The organism is Promicromonospora iranensis, from assembly GCF_028994775.1.
In the GTDB taxonomy this organism is placed as follows: domain Bacteria; phylum Actinomycetota; class Actinomycetes; order Actinomycetales; family Cellulomonadaceae; genus Promicromonospora; species Promicromonospora iranensis_A.
In genome coordinates this window covers 124,695-141,318 of record NZ_JAJQMN010000010.1, presented here as the reverse complement: position 1 = coordinate 141,318, position 16,624 = coordinate 124,695, and the positions used below count along the sequence as shown (strand labels likewise).

At 69.3% G+C, this 16,624-nt stretch carries 14 protein-coding genes and 1 pseudogene; 2 read left to right on the top strand and 13 right to left on the bottom strand.

What is annotated here, in order from left to right; all coding sequences use genetic code 11:
• Positions 1 to 12: 12 nt before the first annotated feature.
• From LUU90_RS19430 to LUU90_RS19405, 6 genes are all read right to left on the bottom strand, one after another.
• Positions 13 to 699, bottom strand: a complete 687-nt coding sequence (locus LUU90_RS19430) for a response regulator transcription factor (RefSeq protein ID WP_275005463.1) — start codon at positions 697 to 699, stop codon at positions 13 to 15.
• Positions 696 to 2,072, bottom strand: a complete 1,377-nt coding sequence (locus tag LUU90_RS19425; protein ID WP_275005461.1) for a sensor histidine kinase — start codon at positions 2,070 to 2,072, stop codon at positions 696 to 698. Before LUU90_RS19425 ends, LUU90_RS19430 begins: the two co-directional genes overlap by 4 nt.
• On the bottom strand, positions 2,069 to 3,313 hold the full coding sequence (locus LUU90_RS19420; RefSeq protein ID WP_275005459.1) for an FAD-dependent monooxygenase: 1,245 nt from the start codon (positions 3,311 to 3,313) through the stop codon (positions 2,069 to 2,071). Before LUU90_RS19420 ends, LUU90_RS19425 begins: the two co-directional genes overlap by 4 nt.
• Entirely contained in the window at positions 3,310 to 4,728 is a 1,419-nt protein-coding gene (locus LUU90_RS19415; RefSeq protein WP_275005456.1) for an MFS transporter, read from the bottom strand. The genes LUU90_RS19420 and LUU90_RS19415 overlap by 4 nt, the downstream gene beginning before the upstream one ends.
• Positions 4,729 to 4,932: 204 nt before the next feature.
• Positions 4,933 to 7,185, bottom strand: coding sequence for an FtsX-like permease family protein (locus LUU90_RS19410; RefSeq protein WP_275005454.1), 2,253 nt, complete (start codon positions 7,183 to 7,185; stop codon positions 4,933 to 4,935).
• The gene (locus LUU90_RS19405; protein ID WP_275005453.1) at positions 7,185 to 7,982 is read right to left on the bottom strand and encodes an ABC transporter ATP-binding protein; all 798 of its coding nucleotides are present in this window, start codon (positions 7,980 to 7,982) and stop codon (positions 7,185 to 7,187) included. Before LUU90_RS19405 ends, LUU90_RS19410 begins: the two co-directional genes overlap by 1 nt.
• A gap of 281 nt (positions 7,983 to 8,263) precedes the next feature.
• Here LUU90_RS19405 and LUU90_RS26515 point away from each other — a divergent pair.
• Positions 8,264 to 8,308 (top strand): annotated as a pseudogene (locus tag LUU90_RS26515) (hypothetical protein); the annotation flags it as partial.
• Between the two features lie 20 nt (positions 8,309 to 8,328).
• Here the strand turns inward: LUU90_RS26515 and LUU90_RS19400 are convergent.
• Together LUU90_RS19400 and LUU90_RS19395 are read right to left on the bottom strand one after the other, a co-directional pair.
• Positions 8,329 to 8,739 (bottom strand): hypothetical protein, encoded by a 411-nt coding sequence (locus LUU90_RS19400; RefSeq protein ID WP_275005451.1) that lies wholly within the window; start codon positions 8,737 to 8,739, stop codon positions 8,329 to 8,331.
• Positions 8,736 to 9,404, bottom strand: coding sequence for an NAD(P)-dependent oxidoreductase (locus LUU90_RS19395; RefSeq protein WP_275005450.1), 669 nt, complete (start codon positions 9,402 to 9,404; stop codon positions 8,736 to 8,738). The genes LUU90_RS19400 and LUU90_RS19395 overlap by 4 nt, the downstream gene beginning before the upstream one ends.
• 117 nt (positions 9,405 to 9,521) lie before the next feature.
• Here LUU90_RS19395 and LUU90_RS19390 point away from each other — a divergent pair, with 117 nt between their 5' ends.
• The gene (locus LUU90_RS19390) at positions 9,522 to 10,109 is read left to right on the top strand and encodes a PadR family transcriptional regulator (RefSeq protein ID WP_275005448.1); all 588 of its coding nucleotides are present in this window, start codon (positions 9,522 to 9,524) and stop codon (positions 10,107 to 10,109) included.
• 733 nt (positions 10,110 to 10,842) lie between these two features.
• Here the strand turns inward: LUU90_RS19390 and nrdF are convergent.
• The 5 genes from nrdF to LUU90_RS19365 form a co-directional block, all read right to left on the bottom strand.
• A complete protein-coding gene (gene nrdF / locus LUU90_RS19385; RefSeq protein ID WP_275005446.1) occupies positions 10,843 to 11,823 on the bottom strand; it encodes a class 1b ribonucleoside-diphosphate reductase subunit beta in 981 nt (326 codons plus the stop codon).
• Between the two features lie 51 nt (positions 11,824 to 11,874).
• Positions 11,875 to 13,980: a class 1b ribonucleoside-diphosphate reductase subunit alpha gene (gene nrdE, locus LUU90_RS19380; RefSeq protein ID WP_275005574.1), complete on the bottom strand. Its 2,106-nt coding sequence runs from the start codon at positions 13,978 to 13,980 to the stop codon at positions 11,875 to 11,877.
• A 38-nt stretch (positions 13,981 to 14,018) separates the two neighbouring features.
• On the bottom strand, positions 14,019 to 14,453 hold the full coding sequence (gene nrdI, locus LUU90_RS19375) for a class Ib ribonucleoside-diphosphate reductase assembly flavoprotein NrdI (protein ID WP_275005445.1): 435 nt from the start codon (positions 14,451 to 14,453) through the stop codon (positions 14,019 to 14,021).
• A 53-nt stretch (positions 14,454 to 14,506) separates the two neighbouring features.
• Positions 14,507 to 14,749, bottom strand: coding sequence for a glutaredoxin-like protein NrdH (gene nrdH, locus LUU90_RS19370; protein WP_020017613.1), 243 nt, complete (start codon positions 14,747 to 14,749; stop codon positions 14,507 to 14,509).
• Positions 14,750 to 15,150: 401 nt separating this feature from the next.
• The gene (locus tag LUU90_RS19365) at positions 15,151 to 16,581 is read right to left on the bottom strand and encodes a serine hydrolase domain-containing protein (RefSeq protein WP_275005443.1); all 1,431 of its coding nucleotides are present in this window, start codon (positions 16,579 to 16,581) and stop codon (positions 15,151 to 15,153) included.
• Positions 16,582 to 16,624 lie beyond the last annotated feature (43 nt).

Sequence of the window (16,624 nt, the reverse complement as noted above, 5' to 3'; positions counted from 1 at the left end):
CGAACTCAGAGGTCAGGTCCCGAGATAGCGCAGCACGGCGAGCACCCGGCGGTTGTCGGCGGCGTCGTACGGCAGGTCCAGCTTCTGGAAGATGGCCGCGACGTTCTTCTCCACCGCGCCCTGCGAGAGGAACAGCGTCTCCGCGATGGCGCCGTTCGAGCGGCCCTGCGCGATCAGGTCGAGCACCTCACGTTCCCGGCTGGACAGCCGTGCCCTGCCGACGTCCCGCTGGGACGCGCCCATGAGCTGCGAGACCACCTCCGGGTCGAGCACGGTCTCACCGCGGGCCACACGCACGAGCGCCTGGGCGAACTCCCCGACGTCGACGACGCGGTCCTTGAGCAGGTAACCCACACCGCGTGCGTCGCCCTGGAGCAGCACACCGGCGTACCGCGTCTCCACGTACTGCGAGAAGAGGAGCACGGGCAGCCCGGGGAACTGCTCCCGCAACGCGACGACGGTCCGCAGGCCTTCGTCCGTGAAGGTGGGTGGCATACGGATGTCCGCGACGACGACGTCGGGCAGCGACTCCTCCGCGAGGCGCACGACCTCACGCTCCAGGTGTTCGCCGTCCGGTACGGCGGTCACCTCGTGCCCCCGGCGGGTCAGCAGGGCGACGAGCCCGTCGCGCAGGATCCCCGAGTCCTCGGCGAGCACCACCCGCAGGCCGCCCGACGGCGCGGCGTCCGGCCCCGTCATGCGTGTCCTCCGGCGCCCGTGCGGCGCGCACCTGCCGCGGCGGCCCGCGTGGCGGGGAGGGTCATGGCCACGACCGTCGGACCACCAACGGGACTGGACAGGTCGAACGTCCCGTCGACCGACCGGACCCGCTCGGCGAGACCAGCCAGGCCCGACCGCAGCCCGGACCCGTCCGGCAGCACGACGGTCGCGCCACCCCGACCGTCGTCGCGCACCTGGATACGCAGCATTCCGTTCCTTCCGTCTGCAACCACGTCGACCTGCACATGGACCTCCGATGCGTGCGCGTGCTTCGCCGCGTTGGTGACCAGCTCGGCGATCGAGAAGTAGACGATCGACTCGATGGCTGGTGCCAGGCGACCGTCCGTCTCGATGTCCGGGTCGACCGCGGCGGTGACCGGCAGCGGCGCACGCGCGGCAAGGGTCTCGAGGGCGACCGCGAGGCCGCTGTCCAGGACCGGCGGGTGGATGCCGCGAGCCAGCTCCCGCAGCTCGGTCAGGGCGTCCTTCGTCGACGCGTGCGCCACCTCGAGGAGCTCACCCACGGAGTCCGTCGCACCGGAGGCCAGCTGCTCGCGCGCCTCGCCGAGCTGCATGCCGACGGCGACCAGACGTGCCTGGGTCCCGTCGTGCAGGTCTCGCTCGATCCGCCGCAGCCGGGCATCGGCGTCCTCCACCGTGCCCGCGCGGGAGCGCTCCAGCTCCGCGACGCGCAGACTGGCGGCCGTCGGCCCGAGCAGCACCCTGGTCAGCAGCCTCAGGAGGGCGATGAAGGCCCGCTGGGCCGACGGCCACAGGACCAGCAGCACCAGGCTGCCCACCACCACGAGGGCGAAGCCCGCCGGCGTGTGCCACGAGCTGTCCATGGCCAGATCCGCGGGCAGCGCCCAGAACCAGGTCCAGTAGGTCACGCCACCGAACCCGAGCACGAGGCACGCCGTGCTCACGACGAAGCCCGCGAGCGTCACCGGCAGCGCCGCGATCATGAACAGCAGCGCTCGCCAGCCCGCCGTATCGCCGAGCGCACTGCCGAGCCGCGGCCAGAAACCGCTGCGCGGCGAGCGCTCCACGGGAGCCGCGACCTCGGTGTCCAGCAGGTCGCCGGCCAGGCCGCGGTAGAGCGCGCCCCACCATCGCCCGCCCACCACGAGCCCGCCGGCGACGAACAGCCCGACGACGGTCACCGCGGCCCCGGCCGTGACCGCCACGGTGAGCACCACATAGGCGAGGGCGAACGGCCCCAGGAGCAGCATGAGCCACAGGTAGCCGTACGAACGCCACGTGACGGAGGACAACGGCGCGCTGAGCAGGTGCGTCCACCCGGGCCCTCGCCCGGGCGTCCGCGCTCGCGGGTCGAGGGTCATGGTCCTCATCCTGCCAGGCTCCCGTGCGTCCGCCCTGCTGGAGCGGGCGCCGGCAGCACGAGGGCCGAGTGGGCGGGCTGCGGCGTCGTCGCCGGCATGGCGACCAGCTCACGGAGCATGGCGTTGCGCCGGTCCAGCGCCTCGGCGGTGGTGGGGAAGAGCCTGGCGCCGCCCTTGTCGACCAGCGCCTGGTTCATGGTGACGAACTCGCGGGTGTCGCGCTCGTAGGCGGCAAAGGCTTCGCCATGGTCCCGGTACGTGGCCAGGGACCTGGCGAGCATGTAGGCACCGACCAGCGCGAGGCTGGAGCCCTGTCCGGTCAGGAACGACGGCGCGTAGGCGGCGTCGCCGACGAACGCCACCCGGCCGCTCGACCAGCTGGGCATGCGGATCTGACCCGCCGTGTCGAAGAACAGGTCGTCCGCCTGGTGCATGGCCTCGACGATGCCCGCGACCTCCCAGCCCGCGCCGGCGTACGTCCTGGCCACCAGGTCCCGCTGGCCGTCCGGGTCGCGCAGGCCCTCTCGCACGGCATCGCGCGGCTGCTCCGGCCGGTGGAAGTTCAGAAAGGCGTGCAGCGGGTCGTCGGCGTCCCCGGTGGCGTAGAGCGCGGCGGCCCGGCCAGGAACGTTCCACATCAGGAGCTCGCGCGACAGACCGAAGGTGTTGGGCATGGTGAACACGGCGAAGGTGTAACCGAGATACCGGTGGAACTGTTCCTCGGGCCCGAACAGGATCTTCCGGGTACCCGAGTGCATGCCGTCGGCGCCGACCACCAGGTCGAACGTGCGCTGCTGACCGCTACGGAAGGTGACGTCGACCCCGTGCTCGTGCTGGTCGAGGGTGCCTATGGAGTCGTCGAACACGAACTCCACCTCGTTCCGGACCGTCGCGTACAGGGCGGCGGTCAGGTCCCCGCGCCCGATCTCGAGGTCCTGCCCCTCGACGCTCCCGGCGACCGCGTAGGGATGGAGGGCGGCCACCTCGGCGCCGTCGGCGTCGAGGAACGTGAACCGTCCGGTGTCGATGTGCGCGGCCCGCAGCTCCGGCAGGATCCCCATCCGCCGGACCACGTCGACCGCGGTGCCGCGCACGTCGATCGGGTAGCCGCCCCCGCGTGGCGCGTGCGCCCTCTCGACCACCGTGACGTCGAACCCGTACCGGTGCAGCCAGTACGCCAGCGTGGGGCCGGCGAGGCTCGCTCCGGCGATCAGGACCTTGCGCCGGGCGGCGTCGGACCGAGATGTCATGACTGGACTTCCTTCTTCAGGTGACGGACGACGAACAGGGACAGCGCGGCCACGAGGGCGGCGACGAGGAAGCCGGTGACGAAGGCGGACTCGGCAGGCATCCCGGAGACCGGGTCGTTTCCCGCATCGAGGACCGAGCCGGCGGCCTGGCCTCCCGCGACGGCGCCGATCAGGCGGATCACCACGAGGAGGCTGGTAGCGATGCCGGTGTCCTTGGCCGCCACGGCGGTGGCGGTGCTGGCGAGCAGCGCCGTGGTGATCAGCCCACCGACGAAGGCGGCCAGCGCCCGGGCGATGATGAGCTGCCACGCCGTGTCGTGCAGCGCCGCGACGGCGACGAGGATGCCCACGGTGGCGACGGCGCTGGTCGTGGCCACGGCGCGTGCGCCGTAGCGCCGCACCGCGAGCCCGCCGACCGAGCCCGCCAGCACACCGGCGATGGAGGCGGGCATCATGAACAGGCCGATATCAGTGGTGCTGAGCCCCAGGCCGTAGCCGTCGCCCGAGACCTCGAACAGCTTGGGGACGTAGGTCTGCAGCATCGCGGAGACGGCGGCGATGGCGATGGTGAGCACTGCCGCGCTCCACACGGCGGGCGCGGTGAGCATGCGCAGCTCGACCATCGGTGCGACCGCCCGGCGTTCGACGGCCACCCAGGCCGCGGCGAGCGCGGCGACGACCAGCACGATGCCACCGACCGCTAGCGGGGGGACGCCGCCACCGGTGACCACCAGGAGCCCCAGCATGAGAGCGACCAGCGTGGCGCTCAGCAGAGCCACACCCGGCCAGTCGATGGTGGTGTCCTGCTCGCTCGGCGGGTCGTCGGGCATCAGCCGGGACACGACCGCCGTCGCCGTGATGATCACGATCGTCGGCGCCGCGAAGATCCAGTTCCAGGACAGCCCTTCCGCCAGCGGCCCGGCCACCAGGGTTCCGATGATGCCACCGGCGGTGAACAGCGCGCTGACCACTCCGATGGCCACCTGCGTCTGTCCCGTCGAGAAGTTCTTGCGCACGAGGATGAACGACAGGGGCAGTGCGCCGATCATCGCGCCCTGCAGCGTCTGGCCGACCAGCAGCACCGGCAGGTTCGGCGCGACGCTCGAGAGCACCCCGCCTGCCGAGACGAGCACCATCAGCACCAGCAGCACCCGCTTTCCGCCGTAGCGGTCGCCGAGCTTGCCCGCGATGGGGGCGACGATCGCGCCGGTGATCAGCAGCGTGCTGGCGATCAGCGCCGCCGCGGCCGAGTCGACGCCGAGCTCGCGCTCGAGCAGAGGACGGGCCGGGTCGACCACCGTCTGCAGGGTGCCGAGAGCGAGCGCGAGGGTGCCCAGCGCGCCGATCGCGGGCCTTCCCATACGGGTGGGCGCGGGCTCCTCGATGGTGGCCTGGGCGACGAGAGAGGTGGACATCTCAGTCCCTTTCTGGCGCGGTGACGGACAGGTACACGGACGGGGCGGGTCTGGTCTCCATGCCTTCGAACCTAGGTTTTGGGCCTTGGGCTCCGGAATGGTGGGAACCGCCGCGGGCGCGGAGGATTTCCTCCGTGCGGCCGGTCGGCGGAGACAGGTGGTCGCTCCCACCGTCGACGGTGGGAGCGACCGGCCGGCTCGCTGCTACTCGACCGAGACAGCCGCCTCAGCTGGCCGTCCGCGCGTGGCCTGCCACGCGGGGAGCAGCGTCGCGCCGAGGGTCAGCAGGACGACCAGCGCGACGATCGCCAGGTACACCAGCGGGGACCCGGCGGGTATCACGGAGCCGAGCCGTTTGATGCTCACCGGGACCAGGATGCCCAGCGCCGCGGTGGTGCCCAGAGCGAGGCCGGTGACAGCCACGATCGCTGCCTCGATCCCGACCATCTGCATCACCTGACGGCGGGTCGAGCCCACGAGCCGCTGGAGCCCGAACTCTCGCTGCCGCGCCGACGTGCTGGACACCAGGGTGTTGATCATGGTGATCGCCGAGTACCCGACGAGCATGAGCACCATGATGTAGATCGCGTAGGACGCCGTCTTCTTCTGTTCCTCGTACTCGTCGAACAGGATCTCCCGGTCGGCGACGGTCAGCCCGTCCATGGCCGCGGTCAGCGCGGTCAGGTCCGCCACCAGCTGCTCCGGATCGGTGCCGTCCTGCGCACTGACCAGGATGCGTGTCGGGAACCCCGCGGTGGTGTGAGCGGCCAGCGTGTCGGCCGGGAGCAGCAGCGTGTCGTAGTCGTCCGCGGCGGAGAACAGCGCGGCCACCGTGACGTCGAGGAAGGTGTTGTCCCCCATCCGGAGCGTGATCGGGTCGCCCACGCCGACACCGAGGGTGTCGGCGTGCCCGTCCTCGATCGCGACCGTCGCGCCGCGCAGGTCGGCGAGCGCACCGGCAGTGACGTCGACCGGCGTGCTCGCGGCGGCGCTCTCCGCGGTGACTCCCTGGAGGGTCCAGCCCTCGCCCATCGGTGACACGTCGTCCGGGCTCTCGACGAAACCGGTGCTGCTGACGTACTCGGACGCTCCGGCGACGCCGGGCAGCTGGTTGATCTCCTCGACCAGCCGCGGGTCGATACGGTCCTCGGCCGTCACCACCGCGTCGGCGACGATGCTGTTGGTGAACGCCTCCTGGTCGGCCGCGTCGTTGGTCGTCTGCAGGTACAGCATTCCGGTCGACACCCCGGTCAGCAGGATGACGGGTCCCATGACGGCGGCGAGCCGGCTGGTCCGGCCGCGTGCGTTGAGCACCGCGAGGTCACCCGTGAGCCCGCCGAGAGCGCGCACCGGCCACTGGACGACGAAGATCATGACCTTCGCCAGGACGGGCGCCAGCAAGGCGAGCCCGATGGTGAACACGATCACCGCGGGGGCAGCCGTCGCCGGGGCGAGCGGCCCGCTCAGCACCGCGACGGTGACGATGGTCAGCGCGACCCCGACCCCCACGAAGAGCAGCCCGGCCAGGACTCGCCATCCGCCGATCACCTTGTCGTCGAGCGAGGCCTCGGCGAGCGCCTGGCTCGGCTTGGTCCGTGCCGCCCGCCTTCCCGCACCCAGCGCACCACCGAGGGCTGCGAGGATCGCCACGGCCATCGCCGCCACCGACGGTATCCAGCCCTGGTGGAAGGCCACGCCCGCCGTGGCGATGCCCTGTTCGGCCAGGAAGTCGAACACGAACTTGCCCAGGAACTGCCCCGGGAAGTAGGCCGCGGCGGTGGCGATCAGCGAGAGCACGAGCGTCTCGCGGAGGACGAGCCGACGCACCTGACGAGGCGTCGCCCCGATGGCACGCAGCAGCGCCAGCTCCTTCTGCCGCTGGGCGATCGACAGCCCGAGCATCGACGCCACCCCGAAGACGGACACCAGCAGCGCGAAGGCGCTGAAGACACCGGCGAGAGAGACCACGTTCACGCTGGTGGCCGTGGCGTCACGCAGCTCGGCCCGGCCTCGTTCGTCGCCGACGAGGGTCAACGTCTCGCCGTCCAGCTCCGCGTCGATCCGCTCACGCAGCTCGTCGACGTCGGCACTCGGCTCGGCGACCACGCCGATGGCGTCGACGGTCCCCGCCGGCGGGCTGCCCTCGAAGACGTAGGTCTTGGTCTCTTGCACGCCGGGGAGCGCCGAGATGACGCTCTCGAGCCCGGCGTCGATGCGGACGCGCTCGGGCAGGATCGCCGGCTCGTCCTCGTCGCCGCCGGGTGCGTGGTGCGCCTGGTCGCCGGCGACGACCACGTCGGCAGCACTCAGCTGCTGCGGAGGAGCCGCCGCGCGGATACCCGTCTCGATCAGTCCGCCACAGGCCATCAGGACGATCGCGGCGAAGAACATGGCAAGGAACGCGGCCACGAACGTGCCCGTGCGGAACCGCAGGGTGCGGAGGGCGAGCTGGAGCATCAGCGCTGCCCTCCCGCCGTCGTCGACCGCGCCTGGGGTGCTTCGTCGGCGTAGGCGCCCAGGTGGGTCATCCGTTCGGCCACCGCGTCCGCCGTCGGGGAGCGGAGCTCACCCACCACGCGCCCGTCGGCGAGGAACAGCACACGATCGGCGTAGGACGCCGCGACCGGGTCGTGCGTCACCATCACGATCGTCTGGCCGGTCTCCTGCACCGAACGTCGCAGCAGACCGAGCACGTCCCGCGCGGTCCTCGTGTCCAGGGCACCGGTGGGCTCGTCGGCGAAGATGACGGCCGGCTCGGTGATCAGTGCCCGTGCGATGGCGACGCGCTGCTGCTGCCCGCCGGACAGCTCCGCCGGGCGGTGCTTACGCCGTTCGCGCAGACCCACCTGCTCGAGCACGTTCGCCACCCGGCCCTTGGCCGGGCTCCGGCCCGCGAGCCGGAGCGGCAGCGTCACGTTCTGCTCCACCGTCAGGACCGGGAGCAGGTTGAACGCCTGGAAGATGAAGCCGACCCGATCGCGCCGCAGCTCCGTCAGCTCGGTCTCACTCATCGTGCTGAGCTCGCTGTCCTCCAGGACGACCGAGCCCGACGTCGGCTGGTCGAGCCCCGCGGCGCACTGCAGCAGCGTGCTCTTGCCGGAGCCCGACGGCCCCATGATCGCGGTGAACGTGCCCCGCCCGAACTGTGTCGTCACGTCGTCGAGCGCGACGACCTCGTTCCCACGCCTGCCATAGACCTTGCGAACAGCCGTCAGCTGGACCGCGTCGGTGGCTGTACCTGTGCCTGTGAGCATTCCTCGCACCATTTCCCCGTGCCGCGCCGGGTTGCGCGGGCACGAGACGACGCTACGAAGATGCGTGGGTCACCCACCATGGTGCCAACCGGTCAGCCACGGTAAGGAAAACTGCACTGTTGCCCGACGAGCCGCGATGACACTCTCGCTGAAGTCCGGCCCGCTCCACACCAGAGCCCGAACAGATCGGAACCATGAGACGCACGCGCGCCACTACCAGCGCCGTGGAACCACAGGCCTCAGCTCACGGATGACAGGCGGCCTCTACTACCTGCTGGATCGTGCAGCAGCGCCGTCGCTGGTGCTCCCCCACCCGATGCGGCAACCAGTCCCGCGTCGCTCGCTACTACCGACGCCACAACCCGGCCGAAGACCGAGCGCCCAGGGCGAACACGACGGCGACGAGCAGTGAGGCGAGCAGCTGGTAGGCGAGCCACAGCGTGCCCGCACCGGGGACACCGTTGAACGCGAGAAGCGCCGCGACGACGGTGACGGCGACCCATCCGCTGTCGTAGGCGACGAGGTACCGGGTGTGCGAGCCGGAACCGCTCCGCAGCGCGAAGGCGATCTCTGCGACGCCGCCGGCCCCCACGAACACCGCCGCGGCGACGAGCAGCCAGGGATCGACGTCGAGAGCGCCGGTCAGGGTCTGGAGCAGCACCGCGTATGTCGACGTCACGAGGAGTTTGAAAACGCCGTCGGCAAGGAACCCGAATCGCAACCAGCTGACGCGGCGCGGCTGGGTGTAGCGGCTCATGCCACGGCCCGTACGCTCATGCGCCGCGGGCTCCCGCCTCGTCTGAGTCCGTACGACCGGCCGATCGCAGACGGGTCGGTCGTGGTGGCGACCAGGGCGTCGGCCAGGTCGGCGCGGCAAACGCTCGTGGACCCGTTCGCCTCCGGGACGAGCTGATAGTCGGTTGCCTCCGTGTCGACCAGATAACCCGGTCGCACGATCGTCCAGTCCACGGAAGGTCCGGCACCTCGGACGATCTCCTCCATCGCCTCGAGATCGGCGTAGATGCCAGGTGCGCTGCGCCGGACGAACGGACGCAGCACGTGGCGAAACCACCATGCTTCGCCCGCACCCGAGGTGAGCACTGGCACCGCCGAGACGACGACAAGGCGCCGCACGCCAATGCGCCCCATGGCCGCGACGAGGTTCGCCGTGCCTGCCGCGCACACGGGCGCGGGGTCCTGGTGCGAGCGCTTGCCCAGTGCCGAGATCACGGCGTCAGCGTCGGCCGGCAGCGTCAGGTCCTGATCGGTCACCACCTCGGCCTGGTGCACGACGACGCCCGGCGGCGGGTCGTACCGGCCGGAGTCGCGGACTATCGCGGTGACTAGATGGCCGGCCGCACGGGCCTGCTCCACGACAAGCCGACCGGTCGCGCCTGAGGCACCCGCAACCACTACGTGCATGTCCACATCCTTCGTCTCGCATGAGCTGAAACTGATCGATGCACTCAACTAGTAAAACTGTACTACTAGGATGGAGTCGCAAGTCCCGGGCAGGAACGAACCAGAGAAAGAGGGGCTGTGTCGGCCACACGACTGCTGATACTGGGTGCGATCATCGAACGCGGGAGCGCGCACGGCTACCAGGTGCGCAAGGACCTGGAGTCCTGGCAGGTCGATCTCTGGGGCAACATCGGCCAGGGGTCCGTCTACCACGCGCTACGTCGTCTGGCCCAGGACGGGCTGATCGACAGGACGGACTCCGGCCAGGGTGCCGAAGGCCCCGCACGGGTGGAGTACGCGGTGACGAGCGCAGGGCACGCGGAGTTCGTCACCCTGCTCGAACGCGCACTCTCGTCGGACGGCCGCGACGTCTCCGAGACGATGGCAGGAATCGGGTTCATCACCACCCTCACCCGCGCCCGGGCCGTCGAGCTGCTCCGGCTCCGCATCGAGGCCTTCCGGACACGGCGTACGCGGGTGGTCCGCGAGTACGAACTCAATCCGGACGAAGACTGGGGCCATCACGTCGAGGCGGTCCAATTCTGGGCACACTCGGCGGACAGCGCCATCGAATGGACAGAGGGCCTCATCGCCCGACTCGAGTCCGGCGCCTACCCGATGGCGGACGACGAACCACCGAGCGGCCGGTTCCCCGAGAAGGGATGAAAGGATCTGGGCGGCGCTTCGTGCCGTCCGTGGACGCTACGAGACACGGGACGTGGCTGTGGGCGATCGACCCCTTCGTCTCGTAGCAAACCACGGAGCAAGCCCACGCGTCCGAATGTCAGTCGCACTCATGGAGTCTGATCGATGAACACCCCGTTGAGCTGGCCTGATCGAGTTCGGCAATCGGCTGCTCGCAATCCTTCTGAGCCACCGTGACGTGGCACAAGGTACGCGCGGCGGGACGCCGTCAGCCCCAGGCTGCACCGGCGCGTGACCGCGTTCCTCATGCTCTTCACCGCCCAGGCGGTTGTAGGAGTCATCCAGGTCGCAGCCGGCCTACCCGAACTCGTGGTCGTGCTGCACCTTCTCGGATCCACGCTGGTCTGGATCGGTGCCGTCCGCGTGCTGCTCGACGCGCGAGGCAGAGCGCGCACACCTCTGATCAAGCATCGGGTGTCCCCATCCGTGTCCACTGCGCCCAGAACCTGAGCCGGATCGCTGGGTCGACGGCGGTCGTCGTGCGAGTGGGGGGACCCAGCCGACCGCGCTCCTCTGATCGGCACACGACAGGTGTGCGCGTGCCACCCCCGTGCCGCACTGAAGGGGTGCTTCCGTCCGTCTCCGACCTCCTGTGTCTATGGAGAGTCGGCACGCAAAGAGGCCCGGAACCGCAGGGATCTGCGGTTCCGGGCCTCTGATCAGCCGTTATGGGCGACGGGCTCCCGACACGAGGTCAGAAGTCCCAGTCGTCGTCCTCGGTCTCCACGGCCTTGCCGATCACGTACGACGAGCCGGACCCCGAGAAGAAGTCGTGGTTCTCGTCCGCGTTCGGGGACAGGGCCGCGAGGATGGCCGGGTTGACGTCCGTGTCCTCCTTGGGGAACAACGCCTCGTAGCCAAGGTTCATCAGGGCCTTGTTGCCGTTGTACCGCAGGAACTTCTTGACGTCCTCGGTGAGCCCCAGCTCGCCGTAGAGCGAGTCGGTGTACTCGACCTCGTTCTCGTACAGCTCGAAGAGCAGGTCGAACGTGTACGCCTTGAGGTCGTCCTGCTCGGGCTGCGTCAGCTGGGCGAGGCCCTTCTGGTACTTGTAGCCGATGTAGTACCCGTGCACCGCCTCGTCACGGATGATGAGGCGGATCAGGTCGGCCGTGTTCGTGAGCTTCGCCCGCGAGGACCAGTACATCGGCGCGTAGAAGCCCGAGTAGAACAGGAACGACTCGAGCATCGTCGAGGCGACCTTGCGCTTCAGCGGGTCGTCGCCCCGGTAGTAGTCGAGGACGATCTCCGCCTTCTTCTGCAGGTTCGCGTTGTTCTCGGACCACTCGAACGCCGCGTCGATCTCCGGCGTCGAGAGCAGCGTGGAGAAGATCGAGGAGTAGCTCTTGGCGTGCACGCTCTCCATGAAGGCGATGTTGGTGTACACCGCCTCCTCGTGGGGAGTGATCGCGTCCGGGATCAGCGACACCGCGCCGACCGTGCCCTGGATGGTGTCCAGGAGGGTCAGGCCGGTGAACACCCGCGAGGTCATGGTCTTCTCGTGCTCCGAGAGGGTGTTCCACGACTGGATGTCGTTGGACACCGGGACCTTCTCCGGCAGCCAGAAGTTGCCGACCAGTCGGTCCCAGACCTCGGCGTCCTTCTCGTCCTCGAGGCGGTTCCAGTTGATCGCTGTCACGCGATCGATGAGCTTGAGCTTGCCGGTTGGCGACATGGGTGTTCCTTCAGGAGCGGCGGTTCGGGCGAGACTGGCGGCAGGGACCGGTCAGAGCATGCAGGAGACGCAGCCCTCGATCTCGGTACCCTCCAGTGCCAGCTGACGCAGGCGGATGTAGTACAGGGTCTTGATGCCCTTGCGCCACGCGTAGATCTGCGCCTTGTTGACGTCGCGCGTGGTGGCGGTGTCCGGGAAGAACAGCGTGAGGCTCAGGCCTTGGTCCACGTGCTGCGTCGCCGCGGCGTACGTGTCGATGATCTTCTCGTAGCCGATCTCGTACGCGTCCTGGTAGTAGTCCAGGTTGTCGTTGGTCATGTACGGCGCCGGGTAGTAGACGCGACCGAGCTTGCCTTCCTTGCGGATCTCGATCTTGGCAGGCACCGGGTGGATCGACGACGTCGAGTTGTTGATGTAGCTAATCGAACCCGTCGGCGGCACGGCCTGGAGGTTCTGGTTGTAGATGCCGTGCTCCATGACCGAGGCCCGCAGCGCGCGCCAGTCGTCCTGCGTCGGGATCGACACACCGGCGTCGGCGAACAGCCGCGCGACGCGCTCCGTCGCCGGCTTCCACTCCTGCTCGACGTACTTGTCGAAGTACTCGCCGGTGGCGTACTTCGAGTCCTCGAACCCGCCGAACTTCGTGTTGCGCTCGATCGACAGGCGGTTGGACGCCCTGATCGCGTGGTACGCGACGGTGTAGAAGTAGATGTTGGTGAAGTCGATGCCCTCTTCGGAGCCGTAGTAGATGCGCTCGCGGGCGAGGTAGCCGTGCAGGTTCATCTGGCCCAGGCCGATCGCGTGACCGCTCTCGTTGGCGCGCTTGATCGACGGGACCGACTCGATCGACGTCTGGTCGCTCACCGCGGTCAGCGCGCGGATGGCGGTGTCGATCGTGCGGCCGAAGTCCGGCGAGTCCATCGCCTTGGCGATGTTCAGCGAACCCAGGTTGCAGGAGATGTCCCGGCCGACCTCGCTGTACGAGAGGTCCTCGTTGAACGTCGACGGGGTCGACACCTGCAGGATCTCCGAGCACAGGTTGGAGTGCGTGATGCGGCCCTTGATCGGGTTGGCCGCGTTCACCGTGTCCTCGAACATGATGTACGGGTAGCCGGACTCGAACTGCAGCTCCGCGAGCGTCTGGAAGAAGTCACGAGCGCTGATCGTGGTCTTGCGGATGCGGTCGTCGGCCACGAGTTCGTCGTACTTCTCCGAGATGGAGATGTCGGCGAACGGCACGCCGTAGATCCGCTCGACGTCGTACGGGCTGAACAGGTGCATGTCCGCGTTCTTCTTGGCCAGCTCGAACGTGACGTCCGGGATGACCACACCGAGCGAGAGCGTCTTGATGCGGATCTTCTCGTCCGCGTTCTCCCGCTTGGTGTCGAGGAACCGCATGATGTCGGGGTGGTGCGCGTGCAGGTACACGGCACCGGCGCCCTGACGCGCGCCGAGCTGGTTCGCGTAGGAGAAGGAGTCCTCCAGCAGCTTCATCACGGGGATGACGCCGGACGACTGGTTCTCGATGTGCTTGATCGGCGCACCGTGCTCGCGGATGTTGCTCAGGAGCAGCGCCACGCCGCCGCCGCGCTTGGAGAGCTGCAGCGCGGAGTTGATGCTGCGCGCGATGGACTCCATGTTGTCCTCGATGCGCAGCAGGAAGCAGGACACGGGCTCGCCGCGCTGTGCCTTGCCGACGTTGAGGAAGGTCGGCGTCGCCGGCTGGAACCGCCCGGCGACGACCTCCTCGACGATGTCGCGCGCCGTCTGCTCGCTGCCGTCGGCCAGGCCGAGCGCGACCATGGTCACGCGGTCCTCGAAGCGCTCTAGGTACTTCTTGCCGTCGAACGTCTTGAGCGTGTACGAGGTGTAGTACTTGAAGGCGCCCAGGAACGTCTCGAAGCGGAACTTCTTCGAGTACGCGAGCTGGAAGAGCTCCTTGACGAACGCGCGGGAGTACTTGGCCAGCACGGTCGGGTCGTAGTACTTGGCCTCGACGAGGTGGTCGAGTTTCTCGTCGAGCGTGTCGAACTCGACCGTGTTCGGGTTCACGTGCTGCAGGAAGTACTGGCGGGCCGCCTCGCGGTCCTTCTCGAACTGGATCTTCCCGTCCGGCCCGTACAGGTTCAGCATCGCGTTGAGCGAGTGGTAGTCCATCTGGATGCTCTCCAGGGGGATCTCGCTCAGGCCCTCAGTCACGCTGAGAGACTCAGTGGTTGTTGCTGCCAAAATCGTCCCAATCCGTTGCGGACGCGCGCGACGTCCTGCGCAGTTCCCAGTAGCTCGAAGGCGTACAGATACGGGACGTCACACTTTGCAGCGATGATGTCCCCGGTGATGCAGTACGCAGCTCCGAAGTTGGTGTTCCCCGCAGCAATGACGCCGCGAATGAGCGACCGGTTGTGTTCGTCGTTGAGGAACTTCCTCACCTGCCGTGGGACGGCCCCGCCCTCGTTGCCGCCACCGTAGGTGGGGGCCAGGAGGACGTAGGGCTCGTCCACGCGCAGAAATCCGTCGGCCGGGCGCAGCGGGATCCGGTGCACCGACATCCCGAGCTCGTCGAGAGCAAGCTTCTGGACGAACCGGTGCGTGTTCTCTGACACGCTGGAGAAGTAGACGAGTGAACCCACGTCACGCCTCCTTGCCGACGTTGCGGTAGTACAGGGTGTTGCTGTGGTTCAGGTCAGGCTGAAGCAGCCTGAAGCGCGGCGACCGCGCTGATCTGGTCGGGGCGGAAGCCCGACCAGTGGGTGTCGCCGGCGACGACGACCGGCGCCTGGAGGTACCCGAGGCCGCGAACCATCTCGAGCGCCTCGGCGTCCTGGGTGATGTCGACGACCGTGTACTCGACACCCTTGCGATCCAGTGCCCGGTACGTCGCGTCGCACTGGACGCATGCCGGCTTGCTGTAGACAGTGACGCTCATGTCCGCCTCCTCTGACCTCGAAGGACATCTGTGAACTTACACCGATGTGCTTTGTGAGCGGGTCTGCGTCTCCCGCTGCCTCAAACACTACACGTTGTGTCTGACATCCGCCTGGCTACGAGATGTAGTGGTTGAGGATGAACGACGCACTACGCCGGACCAGCTCGCGACGCCCATGGACCATGCTGCCACGAGCCTCTGACACCGCCCGGTAGGCCGCGCGCGCGGCCTGCTGGCGCGGCTCCCGGCCCGGACGCGCGGACCCCGGGAACCGGCACCTCACGCGCCCGCGGAGGGTCCCGGAGAACGAAAAAAGTGATCTCAGGTAGCGGCGTGTCGCGACCGTTCGGCGTGTCTCGCGAGCCTGGATAGAGACCGTGAGTCGGGTCACAGCGGACCGCTCAGAGCGCGTGCCAGCCGACGCCGTCGTGCCCGCCGGGGATCTCCACCTCGGGGGCGTACGGGCTCCGGGTGAAGCAGAAGGTGCCGACGTCGAGCGCGACCACCCGGCCCTCCTGCTCGACGGGCCGGAGCGTCTCGCCCTGCCAGTAGCCGGCGGTCACGCCGACCCACGTCCTCGGCGTCCCGCCCGGCACGAACTCGGTCGCCCGCCCGCCCGCGGTGCCCGCCAGCACGAGCCGGTCGCCCTCGGGGCGAAGCGTGAACGGCACCGGCCCCCAGTACCAGGCTCCGGTCAGCTCAGGGAGACCCGCACCGACGCCTCCCCCGGCGCCGGCACGCCCCGCGTCGGCACGCCCGACGTCGGGACGCACGCCCCGCAGGGCCGCGAGCAGCCCTGTCCCGTCACCGAACCCGCCGGTGCTCGAGCCGATGACCGCCACGGCGTCGCCCGAGCCGACATCGACGCGCAGGTCCGCCGTGAAGCCCGGCACCGAGCCGGAGTGGCCCACCGTGCGCACCGGTACGGACCCCTCCCCCGGCAGGTCGAGCAGGTCCTTGCGGACCCGGACGCCCAGGCCGTAGGTGCCGGTCCAGGCGGCACCGGGCTCGTCCACGACCACGCGAGGCGCGGTCATGAGCCTGCGCGCGGGGACCGGCAGCACGGCGTCGCCAGCCGCGCCCAGCGTGTCGTGGCAGGCCAGCCACATCCCGAACCGCACGAGGTCCGACGGCGTGGACCACAGCTCGCCCGCCGGGCCCATGGCCAGGTAGTCGGCCACCGGCTCGTCGTGCACGAGGTCGGCATGCGGGTGCACCGCGTATCCCCGTACGTGCGGCCCCGCGGGTACCCGCCCGGTGGCGGTCATGCCGAGGGGGGCCCACAACTCGTCGCGCAGCACCTCGTCCCAGGCCCGCCCGCGCGCCACCTCGACGAGCCGGCCCAGCACGGCGAAGCCCACGTTCGAGTAGTGGTACCGGGTGCCCGGAGCGACGAGCCGCGGCAGGCCCGAGGCGACGATCTGCTCCCAGGTCGATCCGCCGGCCCGCTCCCACCAGGCTCCCGCCGGCTCAGCGGGCAGGCCGCTGGTATGGCTCAGGAGCTCGGCGATCGTGGCGTCCGCCGCAGGCGCGTCGGGCAGATGGGCACCGATGGGGTCGTGCAGCGCCACCTTGCCCTCCTCGACGAGGCGCATGACCGCCACGGCGACCATCGGCTTGGTGATGGACCCGATGCGGAACGCATGCTCCGGCGTCGGACCGCCGTCGGTGCCCGCACGGGCGGGCGCGCCGACGGCACCGGCCCAGACCACGTCCCCACCACGGCCCGCGGCCGCGGACAGCGCGGGAGCCCGGGAGCCATCGCGCAGCCCGGCGACCACGTCACCCAGCGCGACACCCAGCCCATCGTCCACTCCGCTCACTCCGCTCACTCCCCGAAGATACCGAAGCAGACCAGAGAGGTCGGCAGAACGT

Bases quoted from the DNA above. Each gene is read 5' to 3' on its own strand.
- LUU90_RS19430 (WP_275005463.1), bottom strand. From the start codon at position 699: ATGACGGGGCCGGACGCCGCGCCGTCGGGCGGCCTGCGGGTGGTGCTC.
- LUU90_RS19425 (WP_275005461.1), bottom strand. From the start codon at position 2,072: ATGAGGACCATGACCCTCGACCCGCGAGCGCGGACGCCCGGGCGAGGG.
- LUU90_RS19420 (WP_275005459.1), bottom strand. From the start codon at position 3,313: ATGACATCTCGGTCCGACGCCGCCCGGCGCAAGGTCCTGATCGCCGGA.
- LUU90_RS19415 (WP_275005456.1), bottom strand. From the start codon at position 4,728: ATGTCCACCTCTCTCGTCGCCCAGGCCACCATCGAGGAGCCCGCGCCC.
- LUU90_RS19410 (WP_275005454.1), bottom strand. From the start codon at position 7,185: ATGCTCCAGCTCGCCCTCCGCACCCTGCGGTTCCGCACGGGCACGTTC.
- LUU90_RS19405 (WP_275005453.1), bottom strand. From the start codon at position 7,982: ATGCTCACAGGCACAGGTACAGCCACCGACGCGGTCCAGCTGACGGCT.
- LUU90_RS19400 (WP_275005451.1), bottom strand. From the start codon at position 8,739: ATGAGCCGCTACACCCAGCCGCGCCGCGTCAGCTGGTTGCGATTCGGG.
- LUU90_RS19395 (WP_275005450.1), bottom strand. From the start codon at position 9,404: ATGCACGTAGTGGTTGCGGGTGCCTCAGGCGCGACCGGTCGGCTTGTC.
- nrdF (WP_275005446.1), bottom strand. From the start codon at position 11,823: ATGTCGCCAACCGGCAAGCTCAAGCTCATCGATCGCGTGACAGCGATC.
- nrdE (WP_275005574.1), bottom strand. From the start codon at position 13,980: ATGGACTACCACTCGCTCAACGCGATGCTGAACCTGTACGGGCCGGAC.
- nrdH (WP_020017613.1), bottom strand. From the start codon at position 14,749: ATGAGCGTCACTGTCTACAGCAAGCCGGCATGCGTCCAGTGCGACGCG.